The organism is Sphingomonas sp. SKA58 (assembly GCF_000153545.1).
Lineage (GTDB): Bacteria > Pseudomonadota > Alphaproteobacteria > Sphingomonadales > Sphingomonadaceae > Sphingobium > Sphingobium soli.
On the sequence record NZ_CH959307.1, the window covers coordinates 457,099 to 477,338 of the forward strand.

The 20,240-nt window shown below is 63.9% G+C and carries 17 protein-coding genes; 7 read left to right on the forward strand and 10 right to left on the reverse strand.

Annotated features, from left to right (window positions below; genetic code table 11):
* The 4 genes from SKA58_RS19500 to SKA58_RS11540 all read right to left on the reverse strand — a co-directional run.
* Positions 1-1,148, reverse strand: a 1,148-nt coding sequence (locus SKA58_RS19500; RefSeq protein ID WP_009822611.1) for a galactose-binding domain-containing protein, incomplete at its 3' end; no start/stop codon positions are given.
* Entirely contained in the window at positions 1,145-2,599 is a 1,455-nt protein-coding gene (locus tag SKA58_RS11530) for a glucoamylase family protein (RefSeq protein ID WP_009822612.1), read from the reverse strand. The genes SKA58_RS19500 and SKA58_RS11530, both read right to left, overlap by 4 nt.
* A 95-nt stretch (positions 2,600-2,694) precedes the next feature.
* Complete coding sequence (locus tag SKA58_RS11535; RefSeq protein WP_009822613.1) at positions 2,695-5,673, reverse strand: TonB-dependent receptor; 2,979 nt, start codon at positions 5,671-5,673, stop codon at positions 2,695-2,697.
* Between the two features lie 48 nt (positions 5,674-5,721).
* Positions 5,722-6,732 carry a LacI family DNA-binding transcriptional regulator gene (locus tag SKA58_RS11540; protein ID WP_009822614.1) on the reverse strand — a complete coding sequence of 337 codons (1,011 nt, stop codon included), beginning with the start codon at positions 6,730-6,732 and terminating at the stop codon, positions 5,722-5,724.
* 149 nt (positions 6,733-6,881) lie between these two features.
* Here SKA58_RS11540 and bglX point away from each other — a divergent pair, with 149 nt between their 5' ends.
* The gene (bglX, locus tag SKA58_RS11545; RefSeq protein ID WP_037543045.1) at positions 6,882-9,179 is read left to right on the forward strand and encodes a beta-glucosidase BglX; all 2,298 of its coding nucleotides are present in this window, start codon (positions 6,882-6,884) and stop codon (positions 9,177-9,179) included.
* Here the strand turns inward: bglX and SKA58_RS11550 are convergent.
* Genes SKA58_RS11550 through SKA58_RS11570 form a run of 5 tightly spaced genes read right to left on the reverse strand, consistent with a single transcriptional unit; the run spans position 9,140 to position 14,696 of the window.
* On the reverse strand, positions 9,140-10,456 hold the full coding sequence (locus SKA58_RS11550; protein ID WP_198005961.1) for an MFS transporter: 1,317 nt from the start codon (positions 10,454-10,456) through the stop codon (positions 9,140-9,142). The genes bglX and SKA58_RS11550 overlap by 40 nt on opposite strands.
* A gap of 28 nt (positions 10,457-10,484) precedes the next feature.
* Complete coding sequence (locus SKA58_RS11555; RefSeq protein ID WP_009822617.1) at positions 10,485-11,243, reverse strand: TIGR02186 family protein; 759 nt, start codon at positions 11,241-11,243, stop codon at positions 10,485-10,487.
* The gene (locus SKA58_RS11560) at positions 11,243-12,157 is read right to left on the reverse strand and encodes a sulfite exporter TauE/SafE family protein (RefSeq protein ID WP_009822618.1); all 915 of its coding nucleotides are present in this window, start codon (positions 12,155-12,157) and stop codon (positions 11,243-11,245) included. Before SKA58_RS11560 ends, SKA58_RS11555 begins: the two co-directional genes overlap by 1 nt.
* Positions 12,158-12,216: 59 nt before the next feature.
* Entirely contained in the window at positions 12,217-13,287 is a 1,071-nt protein-coding gene (locus tag SKA58_RS20075; protein WP_009822619.1) for a hypothetical protein, read from the reverse strand.
* The gene (locus SKA58_RS11570; RefSeq protein ID WP_009822620.1) at positions 13,284-14,696 is read right to left on the reverse strand and encodes a glycosyl transferase family protein; all 1,413 of its coding nucleotides are present in this window, start codon (positions 14,694-14,696) and stop codon (positions 13,284-13,286) included. The genes SKA58_RS20075 and SKA58_RS11570 overlap by 4 nt, the downstream gene beginning before the upstream one ends.
* A 78-nt stretch (positions 14,697-14,774) precedes the next feature.
* On the opposite strand from SKA58_RS11570, the gene nhaA reads away from it, so the two are divergent.
* Positions 14,775-15,989, forward strand: coding sequence for a Na+/H+ antiporter NhaA (gene nhaA / locus SKA58_RS11575; protein WP_009822621.1), 1,215 nt, complete (start codon positions 14,775-14,777; stop codon positions 15,987-15,989).
* 101 nt (positions 15,990-16,090) lie between these two features.
* Positions 16,091-16,270, forward strand: a complete 180-nt coding sequence (locus tag SKA58_RS11580; RefSeq protein WP_009822622.1) for a hypothetical protein — start codon at positions 16,091-16,093, stop codon at positions 16,268-16,270.
* A gap of 21 nt (positions 16,271-16,291) precedes the next feature.
* Here SKA58_RS11580 and SKA58_RS11585 read toward each other — a convergent pair whose 3' ends face one another.
* Positions 16,292-16,690, reverse strand: coding sequence for a low affinity iron permease family protein (locus SKA58_RS11585; RefSeq protein WP_009822623.1), 399 nt, complete (start codon positions 16,688-16,690; stop codon positions 16,292-16,294).
* A 65-nt stretch (positions 16,691-16,755) separates the two neighbouring features.
* Between SKA58_RS11585 and SKA58_RS11590 the strand changes: the two genes are divergently transcribed.
* From SKA58_RS11590 to SKA58_RS11605, 4 genes are all read left to right on the forward strand, one after another.
* Positions 16,756-17,082 (forward strand): hypothetical protein, encoded by a 327-nt coding sequence (locus tag SKA58_RS11590; protein ID WP_009822624.1) that lies wholly within the window; start codon positions 16,756-16,758, stop codon positions 17,080-17,082.
* Positions 17,083-17,227: 145 nt separating this feature from the next.
* Positions 17,228-18,427, forward strand: a complete 1,200-nt coding sequence (sucC, locus tag SKA58_RS11595; RefSeq protein WP_009822625.1) for an ADP-forming succinate--CoA ligase subunit beta — start codon at positions 17,228-17,230, stop codon at positions 18,425-18,427.
* A 101-nt stretch (positions 18,428-18,528) separates the two neighbouring features.
* Positions 18,529-19,278, forward strand: coding sequence for an electron transfer flavoprotein subunit beta/FixA family protein (locus tag SKA58_RS11600; RefSeq protein ID WP_009822626.1), 750 nt, complete (start codon positions 18,529-18,531; stop codon positions 19,276-19,278).
* Positions 19,275-20,204, forward strand: a complete 930-nt coding sequence (locus tag SKA58_RS11605) for an electron transfer flavoprotein subunit alpha/FixB family protein (protein ID WP_009822627.1) — start codon at positions 19,275-19,277, stop codon at positions 20,202-20,204. Before SKA58_RS11600 ends, SKA58_RS11605 begins: the two co-directional genes overlap by 4 nt.
* The last annotated feature ends 36 nt before the right edge of the window (positions 20,205-20,240 follow it).

Here is a 20,240-nt window from a genome sequence, read left to right on the forward strand (position 1 = left end):
GTCCAGCCCTGTCCCTGCCAGCTTGTGGTGGCGATGGGGAGATTGCCGTCGACGAGGCTCTGGCTGGTGGTGACGTCGGCCCAGTCGACCGAGGCGCCATTGACGGTGAGGAAGGGTTCGACCGAATAGCTGCCCTTGGCCGGCTCGATCGCGCCATCTTCGCCGATCAGGCCCGCAATTGCGCCGCCGTCCGTGCCAACGAGCGTCCAATAGGGTTGTTCTGTAAAGCCGCGCGGATAGCGGCCGCGCGGCGCTTGGCTGGCGAGGCGGCTGATGAAATCATTGGACGTGGGCGCCCAGTCGATATCCTTGACCGCGACTTCGGCCAGAGCGCCTTCGCCGATCAGGCGGATGCGCAGATAGCGCGATTCCGCGCCGTGGAGCGCAATCGGATTTTGGCCGCCATCGCCGGCATCCACGGTGCGCAACGTCTGCCAGGCGCGCTTGTCCAGCGATCCTTCGACGCGGTAGGCCGCCTTGCCCTGCCAGTCGAGCAGCAGGGCGGAGAGCCGTTGTGGCGCGCCGAGGTCCAGGTCAAGCACCTGCCCAGGTCGGCCATGCCAGACGGTCGATTTGTCGCCATCCAGCACGGCCGGGGCGCTGGCCTTGGGGGGCAAAGGCGGCGGCGCTGGCGGGAGCGGTTCCAGCGTCAGATCGTCGATCTCGACATGCCCCTTGCCACCGTCGCGGCCGCGCACCAGCACGATTTCCATGCGCCCGGTGTGGCGCAGGCTCTTATCCGTGGTCGGCCCCCAGGCGAATTCCAGATCGCGCGGGCGGATGCGCACTTCCTGCCATTGTGCCGATGGGCGAAAATTGAGCTTTTGCACCCACCAGACATTATCGCCCGACGCATCGGTGAATTTGAGCTGGAGGTCGTTGACGCCCCCCTCGCCCCGTAGCTTGACCCGCAGGACGTAATTGTCCGGCCAGTCGATCGGCAAGGTGCGCGCGGCAAAGGCATAACCCGACACCGACCCGAAATCATAATCCAGTCGCAGCGCCCGGCCTGCGTCGCCCGGCACGTCCGACACCTTTGAGGCAACGCCATCGGACGCGGAGGCGGTCCACCGGTCGGGCTGTTCGAAACCGTCGGCCGCGACAGGCTGCGCAGCGGCGAGCAGGAAGGCGAGCGTCGCCAGCGTCATCCCAGCCAGCCGCCGGTAAAGCCCGCCCGTTGCAAACCGCGCCGGATATGCGGGTTCTTTCGCATCGTGTTCCAGACAAGGCCGGTGCGGTGATTTTCGATCATCGCGACGATCGGCCCCTGATCAATGCCCAGATAATCCTTGTCGACCCAGCCGACCCCCAGGCGGAATTCGCCATGGCGGAAAGGCTGCGCCGGACGCCGGACGATGGTGGGGTTGAAACTGTCGAGGAAGCCATATTTGTCGTAAAGCTGGTCGCCATAGCGGAAATACATGGCCTGCACGGTCGGCTCGACGATTTCCGGCGCGAAGGGCAGCGACCCCAGCAGCGCGGTGGGGGCCAGCGTGCCGTCATCGCGCTCGCCCGGTCCGCGCGCGGAATAGCTGTAGAATTCGCGTTCCTTGCCGCCCAGCATCATCTTGAAATCGCCCGGCCCATCGCAGGCGGTCAGGCCCCAGCAGTCCGGCCCATAGCCCGCCCAGTTGCCCGGATTTTCGATCGCATAGTTGCGCTGGCAATAGGTCGCGCGGCGGCTGTTTTCGAAATAGTCGATGCCCTTCTGCGTCATGAACCGGTCCCGGATGCCGCGGAAATCGACCCAGACATGGCTATATTGATGGCCGAACATCGGCGCGAAATGCAAATGCGGCTCGCCCCAGCGCGACGACCAACTGCTGTCGAACTGGGTGCTCCATACATTCCATGTGTCATCGCGCAGCGGATGCGTCGGCGACCCCATGCCCAATATATAGAGGATCATCCCTTCATTGTAGATTTCCCAGTCGGAACGGATGAAGCCGCTTTCGGGATGCCAGCCCATCGACACGAAGGGCGCGCGCGGCGTGATCCAAGTCCATTCGACCGCACGATAGAGCTGTTCGGCCAGATCGCGGATGCGCGCTTCGTCGGCATCGATCGGGTCGTCGAACCAGCTTTGCGCGAACAGGACCCCCGCCATCAACAGCGCGGTGTCGATGGTCGAGAGTTCTGCCAGCGAGAAGCGATAGCCCTTGGTCGAGCCCAGAAAGTGATAGAAGAAGCCGCGATAGCCGCTGACGCCCGATCGCTGGTTCCCCATCGGTGCGGCGGCGAGGAACTGCAGCGTGGTGAGCGTGCGCTCGCGCGCTTCGGCGCGGGTGATCCAGCCATGGGTGACGCCGATCGGATAGGCGGTCAACGCAAAACCCATTGCGGCAATGGACACGAAGGAGGGCGTGGGCCAACGGTCGGGGGACATGCCGGTCTTTTCGTCCGTCACTTCCCAGAAATAGCGAAAGGCGAGCTTCTGGATGTCATCGATCAACGGACTGACTTCAACGTCCAGCGCCGGGCGCTGATCGAGCCGGGTCCAGCCATCGACCGCGACCGGCGCGGTCGATATCGGCGCTTGAGGCGCGCGCGTCGCGCATCCCGACACGAGCCCGGCCAGCCCTACCCCGGCCGAGCCCATGAATGTCCGTCTATCGAGCAATCATCACCTCCAAATCGTAAATACAGGGACGGACGCTGTCCTGGAACGCGCGTCCGCCCCGATGATGGGCATCGTCAGAAGCGATAACCCACCCGGAACTGGATGCGCCGGGGCAATGTGAGCAGGTTCGCCGCGTTCGCGCCATTGGCGGGCAGCAGCGGATCCGTCACTTCGCCGGTTTCAGGGTTGATCGTGTTGTTGAAGAAGCCGTCAAAGTCGCGGAAATTCTTGTTGTTGAAGAGGTTGAGGACATCGACCGCGAAGCTGACCTGATCGTCCCGACCGAACAGCGGGAAATTTTTGGCCAGCGTCACATTGACTTCGCAGAAGGCGAACAGCCCCTTGATGCAGTTCTTTTCCGGATAGCGCGCGGTAAAGTCGTTGAAGCCCGACGATGCACCGTTGGTGCCGTCCGTTACCTGATAGGCCTGGCCCGACCCCAGCGTGGTCAGCGTCGACAGCTGGAAACCCAGCGGCAGGTCGACAATGCCGGAAAAGACGACGCGATGGCGTTCGTCGCCCGGCGAATTGCGCCAGCCATAGGCGTCGGGCGTGGGCGCATCGAGGCTGAAGAGATCGCCGCCATTCTTTTCCGCTTTGCCCAGCGTATAGGCGATGTTGACGCCCCAGCCCGACGCCTTGGTGTAATTTTTGTCGAGCGTGAAATAGAGTGCCTTGTAGCGGGTATCCAGCCCGTCATAGCCGATGATGACGTTGGAATAGCCCGCCTGGCGCACCGCGGCGAGCAGATCGCCGTCGCAGCAGGTGCCAAAGCCGCCATCGTTGCGGGTCGCAAACAGATTGGTGTAGCCATTCTTGCCCCGCTGGTAGGAGGCAGTCAGCGAGGCTTCGAAAATGCCCACGCGCTGACGCACGCCCAGCGAGAATTGGTCATTGACCGGCGGCTTGGCGTTGTTCTTGACCGCGAACAATTCGGGCAAACCGATTTCGGGGTTGCTGTTGATGAGCGCCAGCAACCCGTCGCGGGTCAGATAAGCCGGGTCCCAGGCGACCGTCGGCTGACCATCGCGGGGGAGCCCGTCGGCCGAGAAGCGGAAAAGACCGATGGGGTTGATGGTGCGCGACAGTTCATCGACCGTGTTGTTGAAATTATTGCGGTCATAATAGCGGCCAGCGCCACCGAAGATGACGGTGCTGCGATCCCCCTTCACATCCCAGGAAAAGCCGAAGCGCGGGGCAAAGGCGCCCTTGAACGGGCTGCGGTCATTGCCATCGGTGATATAGTCTTCGGGATTGAAATAGGAGATCGTCGTCAGCGCGCGCAGCGCCGCCGCTGCGGCCGGGGGCGTGGTGTAGCGATTGTTGAAGCCATTGCTTTCATAATCCCAGCGCAGGCCAAGGTTGAGCTGCAACCGGTCGGTGATGTCCCAATCGTCCTGAATATAGAGGCCAAGCTGCGTATTGGACGACTGGATCAGGCCCGAACCAAGGCCCAGACGCGCTTCGGCCGGGAAGGCGAAGTTGAGATTGTTGTTGGGTTCGCGGCGGAAATAATAGCGCGGCTGGATGAAGGCCTGATTATCGAAGCTGATATCGGTGAATTCGATGCGCGCGCCGAACTTGATCGCATGGCCGGTAAAGCCGGTATAGGTGATGTCGTTACGGAAATTATAGCTTTGTTGCACTTCGCGCCGGGTCGAATCCTTGCCGCCGAACAGGATCACACCCTGATAGTCATAGGCAGGCAGATCGGGATTGAGCGCCGTCGGATTGAACGTATAATTCAGGTAACTGGCGTTGAATTCGTTGAGGATCGTGTCGTCGTCATAGGTCCATTTGAACTGGTAGGTATCGACGACGTTGATCTTGTTTTCGGCATAGGAATAGGCGGTGTTGCCGCCAAAGCCCTGAATGTCACTTTCCTCACGCCGGCTGAACGACACGTCGAACGTCTGATAGTCGTCGGGGGTCAGCGTCAGCTTGCCGAAATAGAAATCGCTGCGGAACGGGCTGACGAAGGACCCTTCGAAATCGGTGATGTCGCGGCCGGAAAAGCGTTCGAATTCCGCGATCGCATCAGCCGCGCCGGTGGAGCGCACGTTGAAGGCGCGATCCTGGTCATTGCCTTCATAGGCAGCGAAGAAGAACAGCTTGTCCTTGATGATCGGACCGCCGAGCGACGCGCCATATTGCTTGCGCTCGAAAGCGGGCTTGGGATTGCCGTCGCGCTTGTCGATAAAGCTTTTTTCGGTCAGCGACTTGTCGGTATATTGACCGAAAATTTCGCCATGAAAATCATTGGTGCCCGATTTGGTGACGGCGGTAATGACGGCGGCGCCCGCCTGCTCATATTCCGCCTTGTAATTCTGCGTGATGACGCGGAATTCCTGGACGGCGAGCTGGCCAAAGGGGTTGCCGCGGCTGTTCTGCTGGCCCGCTACGCCGCCTTCGCGCAGCTTGTTTTTCAGGCTGACGCCGTCGATGAACACATTGACCTGGCTGGCGGGCGAGGCGCCCGACGAGAAGCTCTTGTCGGTTTCGGAGTCGTTGTAGCGCACGCCCGGCGCGAGCGCGGCGAAGCTCAGGAAATTGCGATCCGTCTGCGGCAGGACGCGCAGCTGTTCCTGGCTGATGTTGGTCGCGATTTCGCTGGTGCGGGTTTCGCGCAAGCGGCTTCCGGTGACGACGATCTGCGCGCCGTCGCCATCGGCCGAGGCCGTGGAGCCGCCCTCCGCCGTGTCAGTCGCGCTGGACAATTGCGCGTCCACCGTGGCGGCGGTGCCGACGCCCACGGCGATATCGCGCTGAAACGATCCCTTCGCCGGGTCGGAAACGGAAATCCGGTATGTGCCCGCACGCACACCGTTCAGAATATAGGAACCGCCGGCATTGGTGGTGGTCGTCTGGGCGCGGCTGGTGCCGGCGCTCGTCAGCGTGACCGTCGCGCCCGCGACAGGCGCGCCCGCGCTGTCGGTCACGCGGCCACGGATCGAAGCGACCGTGGTCTGCGCCACGGCCGGAATGGCGACCGCCAGGCTGCTGAGCGACGTAGCGCCGACAAGCAGCAGGCGGATTGCGGACATCTTGCTCATATGCATCTTCCCCTTGTTCTAACCCTGTTTCCCCGAACGGGACTTTTGTTACGCAGCTGAAAGCTGGCTACTGGTGCGGATAATGAGGCCGGGTTGCCTTAGTTCCATCTGCGGAACGGCTTCGCCGTCGATTAGCGCGACGAGGCGGTTGATGCCGCGCGCGCCCATGTCGGCGATATCGACCGCCATGGTGGTGAGGCCCGGACTGATGAGCCGAGCGAGCGGTATATTGTCGAAGCCCGCGACCGCCACCTGCGTGGGCACATCGACGCCCATATCACGCAGCGCGACCATGACGCCGATCGCCGTCATGTCGTTTGCTGCGAAGATGGCGTCGACATCGACTTGCTCGGCCTGAAGGCGATCGACGGCGCGGCGACCGGATTCCTCGTCGAAATTGCCGGGGAGGATGACGGGTTTGAGACCCGCCGCTTCCATCGCCTGAGCATAGCCCCGCGCGCGGTCGGCCGCTTCGACATTGCCCTCCGGCCCTTCGACATGGACGATGGCGCGATGACCGCAATCGACCAGGTGCCGCACCATGGTGGCCGCGCCCGCCACATTGTCGACCCGCAATTCCGGCATCCCCAGACCATTGGCCCGGCAATTGAGCAGGACGGCGGGGATGCCGGGGGGCAGCTGCGCGAACAGATCATCCAGGTTCAGATGCGGGGCCATGACGATCAAGCCATCGACCCGCCCGCGCATGTTACGCAGCGCTTCGATTCCGTGGCCGATATCCAGATGCATGTTGGACAGGAGCAGATGGCGTTGATGCAAGGCGGCTTCCCGCTCCATGCCGCGCAGCATTTCGGAGAAATATTCACCGTGCAGGTCGGGCAGGACGATGCCGATCGCGCCGGTGCGCGCCATGCTGAGATTGCGGGCACCGGCATGGGGGACATAGTGGAGCTTACGCGCGGCCTGCTCCACCCGCTCCTTGAGTTCGGGACGCACGTTGGGCAGCCGGTTGAACACGCGCGACACGGATGCGACCGACACGTCGGCTTCGCGCGCGACGTCGCGAATGGTCGCTTGCCCTATGTCCTTTCCCGTCATCCTCAATCCGTCCGGTAAAATATTTATCGGCCCCATGACTTGCCGGGCCAGCTTGTAACCGGTTACAAGAATCCTCTGGCCACTGCAAGTGGGCGTGCAAACGGTGCAATAAGGACATTGGACACGCGCCCGATCTTTAGGAGAATGACATGCGACCACCCTCTTCTGTATCCCGGCGCGCATGGCTGATGGGTGCCGGCGCGGTGGTGGCATGGGCATCCTCGCCCGCACGCGCGCTGATGGCGCAGATGGACGGAAGCGCGGCGGCATCGACCGATCTGAACGCGCTGATCGCGCGGATGACGGTGGAGGAAAAGGCCGGTCAGGTCACGCTGATGGCTGCGGCCTGGGCTGGCGGCGCGGCCAATGCGCTCAATCCCACATCGCCGTCGCGCGCCAGCTTTCGCCAGCAGATGGACGATGTGCGGCGCGGCCATGTCGGCGGCGTGTTCAATGGCAATGGCGCGGAGATGGCGCGACAGATGCAAACGATGGCGGTGGAAAAGAGCCGCCTCAAAATCCCGCTGATCTTTGCTGCCGACGTGATTCATGGTTTTCGCACCGTGTTTCCCATGCCGCTCGCAGAAGCGGGCAGCTTCGATCCCGAACTTGCCGAACGCACAGCGCGGATCGCGGCCATCGAGGCCACGGCGGCGGGCATCGACTGGAACTTCGCGCCGATGGTCGACATTGCCCGCGACCAGCGCTGGGGCCGCGGGATCGAGGGCGCGGGCGAGGATGTGCTGCTGAGCCGCATCATGGCCGACGCGCGCGTGCGCGGGTTCCAGGGACGCGCTGGCCTGGCCGCGCCCGACGCCATGGCCGCATGCGCCAAGCATTTCGCCGCCTATGGCGCGGCCGAGGGGGGGCTGGACTATAACAGCGTCGACGTGTCGGAACGGACTCTGCGCGAGGTCTATTTCCCGCCCTTCCAGGCGGCGCTGGATGCGCAGGCGGCGACGATCATGGCGTCGTTCAATGAATTGTCGGGGGTTCCCGCCACCGCCAATCATTGGCTGCTGAGCGACGTGCTGCGCGACGAATGGCATTTCGACGGGCTGGTCGTGTCGGATTATACCGGCGACATGGAACTCATCGCCCATGGCTTTGCCGCCGATGCGCGCGAAGCGACCAAGCTGGCGTTCCTGGCCGGAGTCGACATGTCGATGCAGTCGGGCTTCTATATAGAGCATCTGCCTGACCTGGTGAAATCGGGCGAAGTGCCGATGGCGCGGCTGGATCAGGCAGTGCGGCGCGTGCTGGCGCTCAAGGCGAAGCTGGGCCTGTTCGACGATCCGTTCCGGCGGATCGACCCCAGCCGGGAAAAGACGCTGGTGCGCACGCCTGCGCATCTGGAGGTTGCGCGCGACGCGGCGTGCCGGTCGATCGTGCTGCTCAAAAATGAGGATGATCTGCTGCCCCTGCCCCGTCAGGGCAAGACAATCGCGCTGATCGGCCCGTTCGCGCAGGGGCAGCGCGATCTGGTCGGACCGTGGAATGTCTATGGCACCGACGCGGACGCGATCGACCTGCTGACGGGCATGCGCGCGGTCGCCGCCGACCCGGATGCCATCGTCGCGGTCGACGGATCGGGCGTGGACAAGCCGATCAGGGGCGGCATCGAGGCGGCGGTTGCGGCCGCGCAAGCCGCCGATATCGTCGTGCTGGCCGTGGGCGAAAGCCAGACCATGTCGGGTGAGGCGCAGTCGCGCACCGATATCGTGATCCCCGCGCCGCAAATGGCATTGGCGGAGGCCGTCGCCGCCACTGGCAAGCCGATGGTTGTGCTGCTGCGTCATGGCCGCGCGCTGGCGCTCCACGGCGCGGTCAAGGATGCGCAAGCGATCCTGGCGACCTGGTTCCTGGGGTCGATGTCGGGCATGGCGACCGCCGACATATTGTTTGGCCTCGCCAATCCTTCGGCGCGTTTGCCGTGCAGCTTCCCCTATGAAAGCGGGCAGGAGCCGCTTTATTATGCGCACAAGAATACCGGCCGCCCCAATCCGCCCGGCCCGCGTGTCGCCTATAAGGCCCATTATCGCGACGCGCCCAATGCCGCACTCTATCCCTTCGGTCATGGCCTGACCTATGGCGAGATCGTCTACAGCGCGATCGACATGGGAACGGGCCGGCTGAGCGCGGGCGGCGAACTGACCGTTACCGCTACGCTGCGCAACAGCGGACGCCATGAAGCGACGGAGGTGGCGCAGCTCTATGTGCAGGACATCACCGCCAGCATCACCCGGCCGGTACGCGAATTGAAGGCGTTTCAGCGCGTGACGTTGAAGCCCGGCGAATCGCGGGAGGTGCGCTTTACTATCAGGCGTGAAGAGCTGCTGTTTTTGGGGCAGGACATGCAGCCGACAGTGGAGCCGGGCGAATTCCGCCTTTGGATCGCGCCGTCCGCTCAGGCAGAGGGCGTGTCCGACATATTCACGCTCGCCTGATCGACCCGGCCGCGCAGCGGCGCCAGCATCATGATCGCGCCCCCCGCCGCGATCATGATCGCTGGTCCCGCGATCATCACCCAGGTGATAACGTCCCTGCCCGCCGCATCGGGCTCGCCGCCGGCATAGCCGCCCATCGCATAGGCCAGACCCAGAAACAGCGCGGCAAGGCCCAGACCGATTTTCTGCACCAGCATGAACAGGCTGAAGGCGGTTGCCTCCACACGCACGCCGGTTCGCGCCTCGCCTTGATCGACGCTCATTGGCAGAAGTGCCCAGGCGGCAAGATGAAAACCGCTGAGCGCGACCTGGATCACCGCCAGCATGGCGATGGAAATGCCAATATCGGGCGCACCGGGCCAGAGCGGCAGCACCGCCAGCGCCAGCAGTGCGAGGCAGGCCGCAGCAAGCCAGCTGGGCTGGGCGCTCCAGCGCAAGGCGACCATCGTCCAGAGCGGCACGGCAACCGCGCCGATCACGCCCATCACCGCCAGCGCCCGTTTGCCCGCCCCTGCGTCAAGCAGCACATGGGCGAAATAATAGAGAACCGAATGACCGATGATCGCGCCCGCAACCGTGGCGCAGAATGTCGCGGCGCATAGCATCAGGAAGGCACGGTTGCGCGCGATCGCAGCCAGGTCCTGCGTCAGGGCGTGACGGGCCGGCCTGGGGGGCACCGGCGCGATGGCTTCGGGGACGCGCCACACCACGATCCACAGCACCAGGGCTGCGACGCCAGCCAGCAGCATCGCCACGCCGGCATAATGATCCCCACCGGCGGGCATAACCCAGGCGACCGTGACCGCACCCAGCGCGCCGAAGGTCATGCGCGATCCCGACATCAAGGTGCGGTCGCGGGCGTGCGGGCTGACACGGGTCGACCAGGCCGCATAGGGCAGGTTTACCAGCGCATAGAGGATGCGGAAGGCGACATGGGTCGCCATCACCACCGGTAACAGCCATTCCGCGCCACCCGCCGGCCGCTGGAACAACAGGACGAAGGACATCGCGAGCGGCGCGGCCCACCAGGCGATGATACGGCGATATCGCAGACGCCAACGATCCGCAGCAATGCCGATGGCCAGGTCCGCCAGCCCGTCGGCAATGGCGCCGACCATCATCACCAGCCCCGCCGCTTCGGGTGTCAGGCCCAGGGCATCTGTGTAGAAGAACAGCAGATAGAGCGTGACGGTCTGCCAGAAGAGGTTGAAGGCATAGTCACCTGCGCCAAAACCGATGGCGCGGGCCGGGTGCGGGCCGCCGGACGGGTCAGTCATGCTGATCATCATTCCCGCAGCGACAGGATCAGATGCGCCGCGCGATCGCGCCTGCTGCCCAGCCCATCGCCACGGCCAGCGCAATCGCGGTCAGGCCGTAGAAAAAGGGCCATTGTTCGGCCGCGACCGCCATGAACTGTTCGAAGCCCGATTTGCGCACAGTGATGTCGCGCACGGCGGCGGCGACGACGCGGCCATCCTGCACCAGAAATGTTTCGGCCGTATAGTCGCCGACGATGACGCGGGCAGACAGCGGCAGGCGCGCGCGGTAGAGAACGCCGTCGGTGATTTCCACCGTGCCCTGCCGCTCGACAAACAGTCCCGCCCGGTCGCGCAGGTCGACAAGGCCAGCCTGAAAACGGTTCAGTTCCGCGCTGTCGTTAAGCGAGGACGGCGACAATTGCAGCTTGTCCACGCCCAGTTCGTAAATGGCGGCGGTGCGTTCATCGACGATCTGGCTGATCGGGCGTGAGGAGGCCATGGCATAGAAGCTGGGCGCGGATTCGAACCGGGCGCTGTCGGCATTGACCCATATGCCCGCCACCTTCTGCTTTTCGCGCATCTGGATCGACTGTTCGGGGCCTTTTAGAACCACGACGATGTCGGCCGGCTTGTCCGGGCGCACGCCGCCGGGATAGACGATCGCGCCAAACAGCAGCAGGTCAGCGCCGGTGAAGCTGTAGAGGATCTGCACTTCGCGCTGCGACACGTCGGGCACCAGTTGCGGTTCGTCCGCGCCGGTAAGCAGCAGCAGGGCCGCGATCAGGGCGCTGGCGCGACGCAGCATCACCGCACCTCGATCGTGAAGATTTCGTCGGGCCGCCAGCCCAGGCCCAGCGCCATGCGCGCGGCCACCAGCAGCACGATGGCAGCCAGCAGGACGCGCAGATATTCGGGCCGCAGCTTCATCGACAGGCGGGTGCCGATCTGCGCGCCCGTGACGCTGCCGATCAGCAGCAGCATGGCCAGCACGAGGTCCACCGCCTTGGTCGTCATGGCGTGCATCATCGTGGTAGCCATGGTGACGAACAGGATCTGGAAGAGGGACGTGCCGACGACCGATTGCGTCGTCATGCCCAGCAGATACAGCATCGCGGGCACCAGGATGAAGCCGCCGCCCACCCCCAGCAACATCGTCAGGATGCCCGTCGCCATGCCCAGCAGAAAGGGTGCGAGCGGCGAGATATAGAGGCCCGAGCGATAGAAGCGCCAGCGCATGGGCAGGGCCGCGACGAGCGGATGGTGCCGCCGCTTGCTCGCCTGCGGCTTGCGGCCGGTCTTGAGCGCGATCAGCGCCTGAATCGATTCCTTGGCCATCAGGCCGCCGATTCCGCCCAGCATCAGCACATAGAGAATGCCGATGACGGTATCGATCTGGCCCAGGCTTTGCAGCAGGCGAAAGATGAACACCCCCATCCCCGCGCCGACGATGCCGCCTGCGATCAGCACCCCGCCCATGCGGAAATCGACCGTGCCGCGCGACATATGCGTGACGACGCCCGACACGCTGGCCCCCGTGACCTGCGAAGCCGCCGACGCCGCCGCGACCGTTGGCGGGATGCCGTAGAAGATCAGGAGAGGCGTGGTCAAAAACCCGCCACCCACGCCGAACATGCCGGACAACAGCCCAACCAGCCCGCCAAGGCCGATAATGACCAGCGCGTTCACGGATAGATTGGCAATGGGCAGGTAAAGATCCATGGCGGTTCAGGGCCTAATCGCAAAGCCGCCCGATAGAAAGGAGAGTTGCGCCGCCCCGATCAAAAATCGGTGGCAAGGGTGATGGCGAGGCCCGACGGTGGCGCGGCATCGCCGGCAATGCGTTCGCGCCATTCGATCGACAGACGCGCGTTGGCGCGGGGCAGCGGCAGGCGCAGTTGCACTTCCGGGCCGATGTCGAGCCGGCTGACGCCCGGCTGCGCGCCGCCCGATATCGCGCCCCCGATCCGCAGCGCCCCCGCCTTCACTGGCGCCAGCAGCGCAATGCGCCCATCGACGAACCGGTCACCCCTGCGGAAGCCGACGACGCCCGCCTGCCCATAGCCTTCGGCGTAAAGTCCCGGCGCGATGTCCACCGGCCCAAAGCCGCCAGCACCCACGATCGCCATGGCGTTGCGGCCGCCCGAACCAAGCGCCACGCGCCGTTCGATGCCGATGCTGACCGGCAGGTCGGGCAGCGGGCGGACGGCAAGGCCGATTGCGGCTTCGGGTGCGGCAGGGTCTTGCAGCGCGGCCGTAGCCCTGGCGTAGAGCGCGGGTCGATGGGGCGAGGATGACGCAAGGGCATAGTCGATGCGCAGTCCGGCCTGTGATCCGCCGAGGCGCCCCACTGGCGCGGTCTGAACCGCGGACGCCTTGCCCGGCCGCACCAGCAGCCAGCCGCTCGCCTGCCAGCGATCAGGCGCGGATGGGACTTGTTTCGAAACAGGCGGCGGCGTTGCGAAGGGAATGGGCGATGGGCGCGCGCCCATATCCTGGCTGGCATAGTGCCGATTGGAAAAGGCGACCATTTGCCGGATGAAGTCCAGCATGTCGGTTGGCGCGCCGAAATTTCCCGACGGCTTCGTCGCGACGGTGACGGGCTGCACCATGACATTCGAGCCGCCGACTGATCGAGCGACGGGCCATAAGATTTGGACCGGCGGACGATCCATGCGCAATGGCACCGGCGCGACGGCGACGATGCGGTGTGGCGCATGTTGCGACGTCGCGACAGCAAGCGCGGTCGGTTCCACGGCAAAGTCCATCTGGGCCATCACGCGTAGCCCAATCCAGCCCAGCATCAGGACCGCGAGGAAGCGAAGCGGGCGGCCTGAACGGGCGCGGATCATGGGTCGGTCTTGAGGTCGGGAAAGCGATGCTGGGTCTTGTCCCAGCGTAGCGGCTGCCCGGCGAGCGACCTCAGATACAGGAATATGGCGCGGCGCGCGGCGAGGATACCGATATAATTGGCGATCAGCGTGCGCGGCACCGCGCCCAGTCCCGCGCGCAGGCCATAGGCGCGGGCGACGAACAGGAAGCGCATCGCCATGCGCCAGAGCATCAGGAACAGGTTGAACCAGAGCAGCCCCGTCAGCGCCGGGGATAAAGGCCGGGCAGGAAATGGAATGACGAGCGCCAGCAACGCCAGGGTCGCCCAGAGCACCAGCGTCAGATAGGCGGCAAACAGCACCAGCGCTGCCAGAACCGCGCGCCGATCGCGCAGGCGCATCCAGAATTCAGCCGGTCCGCCGCGCCAGCCCAGCCTGTCCCACCCGGCCAGTGCGATGCCGATCGTCCAGCGCGCCTTTTGCCGCACCGCCGCGTCGATGCTGTCGGGGAAAAATTCCCGCGTCGCGATGATATTGCCATAGGCGTCACGCATCCGCACGAAGGCGCTGCGGCCGCCCATGTCGCGAATGCGAAGCCCGGCCTCATAATCTTCCGTCAGCGAACCGGGATCGAACGGCCCGGTGGCTTCGTCGGATGCAAGCGCCGCCAGCATGTCCCGCTCGAAAGCGCAGGCGACCCCCGCCGATGGCACCGATGCCCCCAACGCTTCGCGCACGCTGAGCAATTTCCCATGGCTCTCGGCAAATTCGTCGCCATAATGATCGGCAATCGCGCGCCGCCACCAGCCGCCCCGGCCCCGCAGTGGCAACACCGGCAACTGGACCAGATCAAACCGGTCGACCATGAAGTCGAACAGGCGAATCTCGTCGGCGTGCACGACGTCCTCCGCATCGTGCAATATGATCGCCTTGTAGCGAAAGTCGCCCTGTTCCTCCTCAGCCCGCATCGCGCGCCAGAGCAGGTTCAGGCAATCGGCCTTCGTGGTCGGACCCGCGCGATCATTGATGCACAGCGTCAACCAGGTGGCATCGCACGCCACGTTTGCCACTGCATCGATGGTCGCATCATCATTGGGGTAGACGCCAACGAAAATGCGATAGCGCGCTTCGCCCCAGCTGTCGCGGGCGTGATTCAGCATCGCGGCGATGACGTTCGATTCCTGCCATGCGGGCACGAAGACCGCGATTTTCCCGGGTCGTCGCGAATGCGGAAGCTCCGGGCCCGTCATGCGTTGGTGTCGAGCGTAAATGACGATGTCACGCCAGGCCTTGCGCCCGAAATAGAAGATGTCGATCAACAGATCGTCCAGGCCCCCGATCGCGAGCCCGACTGCCGCAAAGAGCAGGATTTCATGATGCACCGCGACAAGAAGCGCGGCCGTCCCTGCCCCCAAAGGCTTGACCCCCATGCCCAATCAGGGGAGAGGATGCCATCAGCCTTCCCGCTATCCAACCCCCTGCATGGCAAACAGAGGAATTATTCGCGCATGATCCAACGCCCATCATCGGCCCTGAGGAACTTTCTGACCGGAGAAGCCGGCGGCGCGGTCCTGCTCATCCTGGCTGCGGCGCTGGCCATGCTGCTCGCGAACCTGCCCGCCGCGGGGCATTTCTATCATGATCTGGTGCACGCGCAGGTCGGCCCCACGCTGACGCCCAAGCTTGGGCCGATGACGGTCCATCTGTGGATCAACGATGGGCTGATGGCGATTTTCTTTTTGGTCGTCGGGTTGGAAATCAAGCGCGAGTTTCTGGACGGCGGACTTTCCACCTGGGAACGGCGGCGCTTGCCCGTGCTCGCAGCGATTGCGGGCATGGTGTTCCCCGCCATCGTCTATCTGATCGTCACCGGCGGCGAGCCGGGGCTGACCAATGGCTGGGCGATTCCGGCCGCGACCGACATCGCCTTTGCCATTGGCGTGCTCGCGCTGCTGGGCGACCGGGCGCCCGCATCGCTCAAGCTGTTCCTGACCGCGGTCGCTATTGTCGATGACATGGGTGCCGTCGCGATCATCGCCCTGGTTTATACCCAGGGGCTGGACATGACCGCACTGGCGGGGGCCGCGGCGGTGCTGGCGGTGCTGTATGGCATGAACCGCGCCGGGGTAAAGGCGCTGACGCCCTATATGATCGGGTTCGCGCTGCTGTGGTATTTCACCCTGTTGTCGGGCGTGCACGCGACCGTCGCCGGCGTTCTGGCGGCGCTCACCATTCCGATCCGCTGCACGCCGGGCGCGCCCGATGCGATCGACAGTCCGCTGCACCGGCTGGAACATGCGGTCCACCCCTGGAGCGCCTATCTCATCATCCCCCTGTTCGGGTTCGTGAACGCCGGGCTGGCGCTCAATGCGCAAATGTTCGCGCTACTGCTGGAGCCGCTTCCGCTGGGCGTCGCGCTGGGCTTGTTCATCGGCAAGCAGCTTGGCATTTTTGGCGCGATCTGGGCCGCAGTGCGGTTCAACATCGCCGATTGCCCGTCCGGGGCCAATTGGGCGCAAATCTATGGCATGTCTCTGCTTTGCGGTATCGGCTTTACCATGAGCCTGTTCATCGGGGGCCTCGCCTTCCCAGGGCAGGCCATTTTGGTGGAAGAAGCCAAGGGCGGCATATTGATGGGATCGCTGCTGTCGGCGCTGGTCGGTTTTGCGGTCCTGCGCTGGGCCGCGCCGGGCGAGCGACGGCCTGAAATCGCAGCCGGATAATCGGTTCGCGTAACCCTGGGATCATGCTATGATCGCCGGGCTGTCGCTTTTGCATCGACAGCCTTTTTCGACCAGACTCACGCAATCGGAGGAAGGCGATCATGACCAGGGAAACAGATGTCAATTATCTGCTGCTGCGTCAGCAGATGTCGATGGCGCGGGCGCAATCCAGCCCGTCGAGACAAGGGCGCGCCGCCTATGAAGGGCTTGCGCGCGGCTATAGCGATCAGATCGACGCCTATCGCCGCACCAATGTCGAAATGGTCGAGCGCGCTCACTGACGCCAAGGCCGGCGGCGCGCCTCAGCGCCGCTCTATCAGGCGTTCGATCGCCAGCTTATGCGTGACGTCGTCCCCGCATTCGCGCTCCAGCACCTGCCGGATGCGTTCCAGTTGCGCCTCGGTCAGATGTTCGATTCCAATGAAGTCGTTGCGGGCGCTGTCGATTGCGCGAATCAGTTCATCCAACTTTGCCTGAATGGCGGCGCCATCGCGGTTCTGGGCATTTTGGATCAGGAACACCATCAGGAAGGTGACGATGGTGGTGCCTGTGTTGATCACTAGCTGCCAGGTATCCGAATAAGCGAAAACCGGACCGGTCACGAGCCAGACAAGGACGGTCAGCGTCGCCAGGATGAAGGCGGCCGGCTGGCCCGCCCAGCTGGCGATGCGGTGGGAAAGCGCGGCGAAAATCCTGTCCATGACCTCATGTCCTTTTGGGAGCACCGTTTAGGCTCCGTTCAACCAGGCGTTGCCATGACCGGGCGATGACCGCCACAGCCTTTCGCACCATGCGCGCCGCCCTTCTCCTGCTCCCTCTGCTCGCCGCCTGCACGAGCCTGTCGCCCGAATCGCGTTTGGCGGCCGGGCTGGAGGACGCCGGCCTGCCGAAGGATATGGCCCGGTGCATGGCCAAAAGGATGGCGTCCAAGTTGAGCATCGCTCAATTGCAAAAGCTCCAGTCGCTTGGCACGCTCCGCAAGTCGCCAAGCGAACCGCTCACGATCGAGGAATTGGTGCACAAACTGCGGGCCATGGGCGATCCGCAGATCGTGGCCATATCGGCAAAAGCGGCCTTTTCCTGCTCATTCTAGCGCGCGTTTCGCACCGTCGGAGTCAATCGAGCCATTTTCGTTTTGCAATTTTGCAAAGTGATTTTGCAAAATCTTCTGGCCGCTGGCTAGCGGCTGTGCTTACTCCCGACCCAACAGCTTGAAACGCAAAAGGACGGGCGAGCCCATGAATATTCACGAATATCAGGCCAAGGAATTGCTGGCGAAATATGGCGCACCGATCGCCGCCGGCTATCCCGCCTTCTCCGTCGAGGAAGCCGTCGAGGCCGCCAAGAAGCTGCCCGGGCCGCTTTATGTCGTGAAGTCGCAAATCCACGCTGGTGGCCGCGGCAAGGGCAAGTTCAAGGAACTGGCCCCCGAAGCGAAGGGCGGCGTCCGCCTCGCCTTCAACCTGGACGAGGTCAAGGCCCACGCGACCGACATGCTGGGCAATACGCTGGTCACGATCCAGACCGGCGAAGCGGGCAAGCAGGTCAATCGCCTCTACATCACCGATGGCGCCGACATCGCCAAGGAATTCTACCTTGCGCTGCTGGTCGATCGCGCCACCAGCCGCATCGCCTTCGTCGTGTCGACCGAAGGCGGCATGGATATTGAGGAAGTCGCCCATTCGACCCCTGAAAAAATCCACAGCTTCTCGGTCGATCCCGCTTCGGGCTTCCAGCCGCACCATGGCCGCGCCGTCGCCGCCGCGCTGGGCCTCACCGGCGATCAGGCGAAGCAGGCCGCCAAGGTCGCCTCTTCGCTCTATGCCGCGTTCCTGGACACCGATGCCGAGCAGATCGAGGTCAACCCGCTGGCGCTGACCGAACAGGGCAACCTGCTGGTGCTTGATGCCAAGGTCGGCTTCGACGGCAACGCCATGTTCCGTCACAAGGACATTGCCGAGCTGCGCGACTTGACCGAGGAAGACGCCGCCGAGGTCGAAGCTTCGAAATATGACCTCGCCTACATCAAGCTGGATGGCAACATCGGCTGCATGGTGAACGGCGCGGGCCTTGCCATGGCGACGATGGACATCATCAAGCTGAACGGCGAATTCCCCGCCAACTTCCTGGACGTGGGCGGCGGCGCCACCACGGAGAAGGTGACGGCAGCCTTCAAGATCATCCTGAAGGACCCGGCGGTCAAGGGCATCCTGGTCAACATCTTCGGCGGCATCATGAAGTGCGACATCATTGCCAATGGCATTGTCGCCGCCGCCAAGGAAGTGAACCTGTCGGTTCCGCTGGTCGTTCGCCTGGAAGGCACCAATGTTCAGGAAGGCAAGGACATATTGGCCAATTCGGGCCTGCCGATCGTCCCGGCGGATGATCTGGGCGACGCGGCAAAGAAGATCGTGGCGGAAGTGAGGAAGGCGGCCTGATCGCTCTCCCCGCCTAGCCCCAGATACCCAACAGGGTGCGGGTGGTCCGGAAACGGACTGCCCGCGCCCGCGTTGGCATTTTTCATAAGGAGGATGTTGAAATGAAGATCCTTGTGCCCGTGAAACGGGTCATCGACTATAATGTGAAGCCGCGGGTGAAGGCGGACGGGACGGGCGTCGACCTGGCCAACGTCAAGATGAGCATGAACCCGTTCGACGAAATCGCGGTCGAAGAAGCCATTCGCCTGAAGGAAAAGGGCGCGGCGAGCGAAGTGGTGGTGGTGTCGATCGGCGTCGCCAAGGCGCAGGAAACGCTGCGCACGGCCCTCGCCATGGGCGCTGACCGCGCGATCCTCATCCAGACCGACGATGAAGTAGAGCCGCTGGGCGTCGCCAAGCTGCTCGCCAAGGTGCAGGAAGAAGAAGGTGCCGGCCTCATCATCCTGGGCAAGCAGGCGATCGACGATGACAGCAACCAGACCGGCCAGATGCTCGCCGCGCTGCTTGGTCGGCCGCAGGGCACCTTCGCCAGCAAGGTCGAAATGGAAGGCGATGCGGTCAGCGTCACGCGCGAGGTCGATGGCGGGCTGGAGACGGTGAAGCTGACCACCCCGGCCATCATCACCACCGACCTGCGCCTGAACGAGCCGCGCTATGCGTCGCTGCCCAATATCATGAAGGCCAAGTCCAAGCCGCTCGCGAACAAGATGCCTGCGGACTATGGCGTCGATATCAGCCCGCGCCTGGAAACAGTGTCGGTCGCGGAACCGGCCAAGCGCTCGGCCGGCGTCAAGGTGGCCGATGTCGATGAACTGGTCGCCAAGCTCAAGTCCATGGGAGTAGCCGCATGAAGACGCTGGTATGGGTTGAACATGAAGGCGGTGCAGTCAAGGACGCCACCTTGTCCGCTGTAACCGCCGCCGCCAAGCTGGGCGAAGTGCATCTGCTGGTCGCCGGCGAAAGCGTCGCCGGCGTGGCTGAGGCCGCCGCAAAGATCGCAGGCGTGGGCAAGGTCCATGTCGCCGATGACGCGGCGCTCGGCCATGCGCTGGCGGAAAATGTCGCACCGTTGGTGGTGCAGCTGATGGCCGATCATGATGCCTTCGTTGTGCCAGCGACCAGCAACGGCAAGAATATCGCGCCCCGCGTCGCGGCCTTGCTGGACGTCATGCAGATCAGCGACATATTGTCGGTTGAGGGCGAAGACATGTTCACGCGTCCGATCTACGCCGGCAACGCGATCGCCACGGTCAAGTCCAAGGACGCCAAGAAGGTCATCACCGTCCGCGGCACGGCCTTTGAAAAGGCTGCGTCGGAAGGCGGGTCGGGTACGGTTGAATCGGTCACCTCGACCGGGGACGCGGGCCTGTCGTCCTTCGTCGGCGCCGAGATCGCCAAGCTGGAGCGGCCGGAGCTGACCAGCGCCAAGGTGATCGTATCGGGCGGCCGTGCGCTGAAGGACGGGGAAACGTTCGAGCAGCTGATCTTCCCGCTGGCCGACAAGCTGGGCGCGGCTGTCGGCGCGAGCCGCGCCGCCGTCGACGCGGGCTATGTTCCCAACGACTATCAGGTCGGGCAGACCGGCAAGATCGTCGCGCCGGAAGTCTATATCGCCGTGGGCATTTCCGGGGCGATCCAGCACTTGGCCGGCATGAAGGACAGCAAGACCATCATCGCCATCAACAAGGACGAGGACGCGCCGATTTTTCAGGTGGCGGACATCGGACTTGTCGGCGATCTGTTCAAGGTCGTGCCGGAGCTGACTGAAAAACTCTGACCGGATCGATGGGTAAGAAAAGGGGCGCGGAGAGTG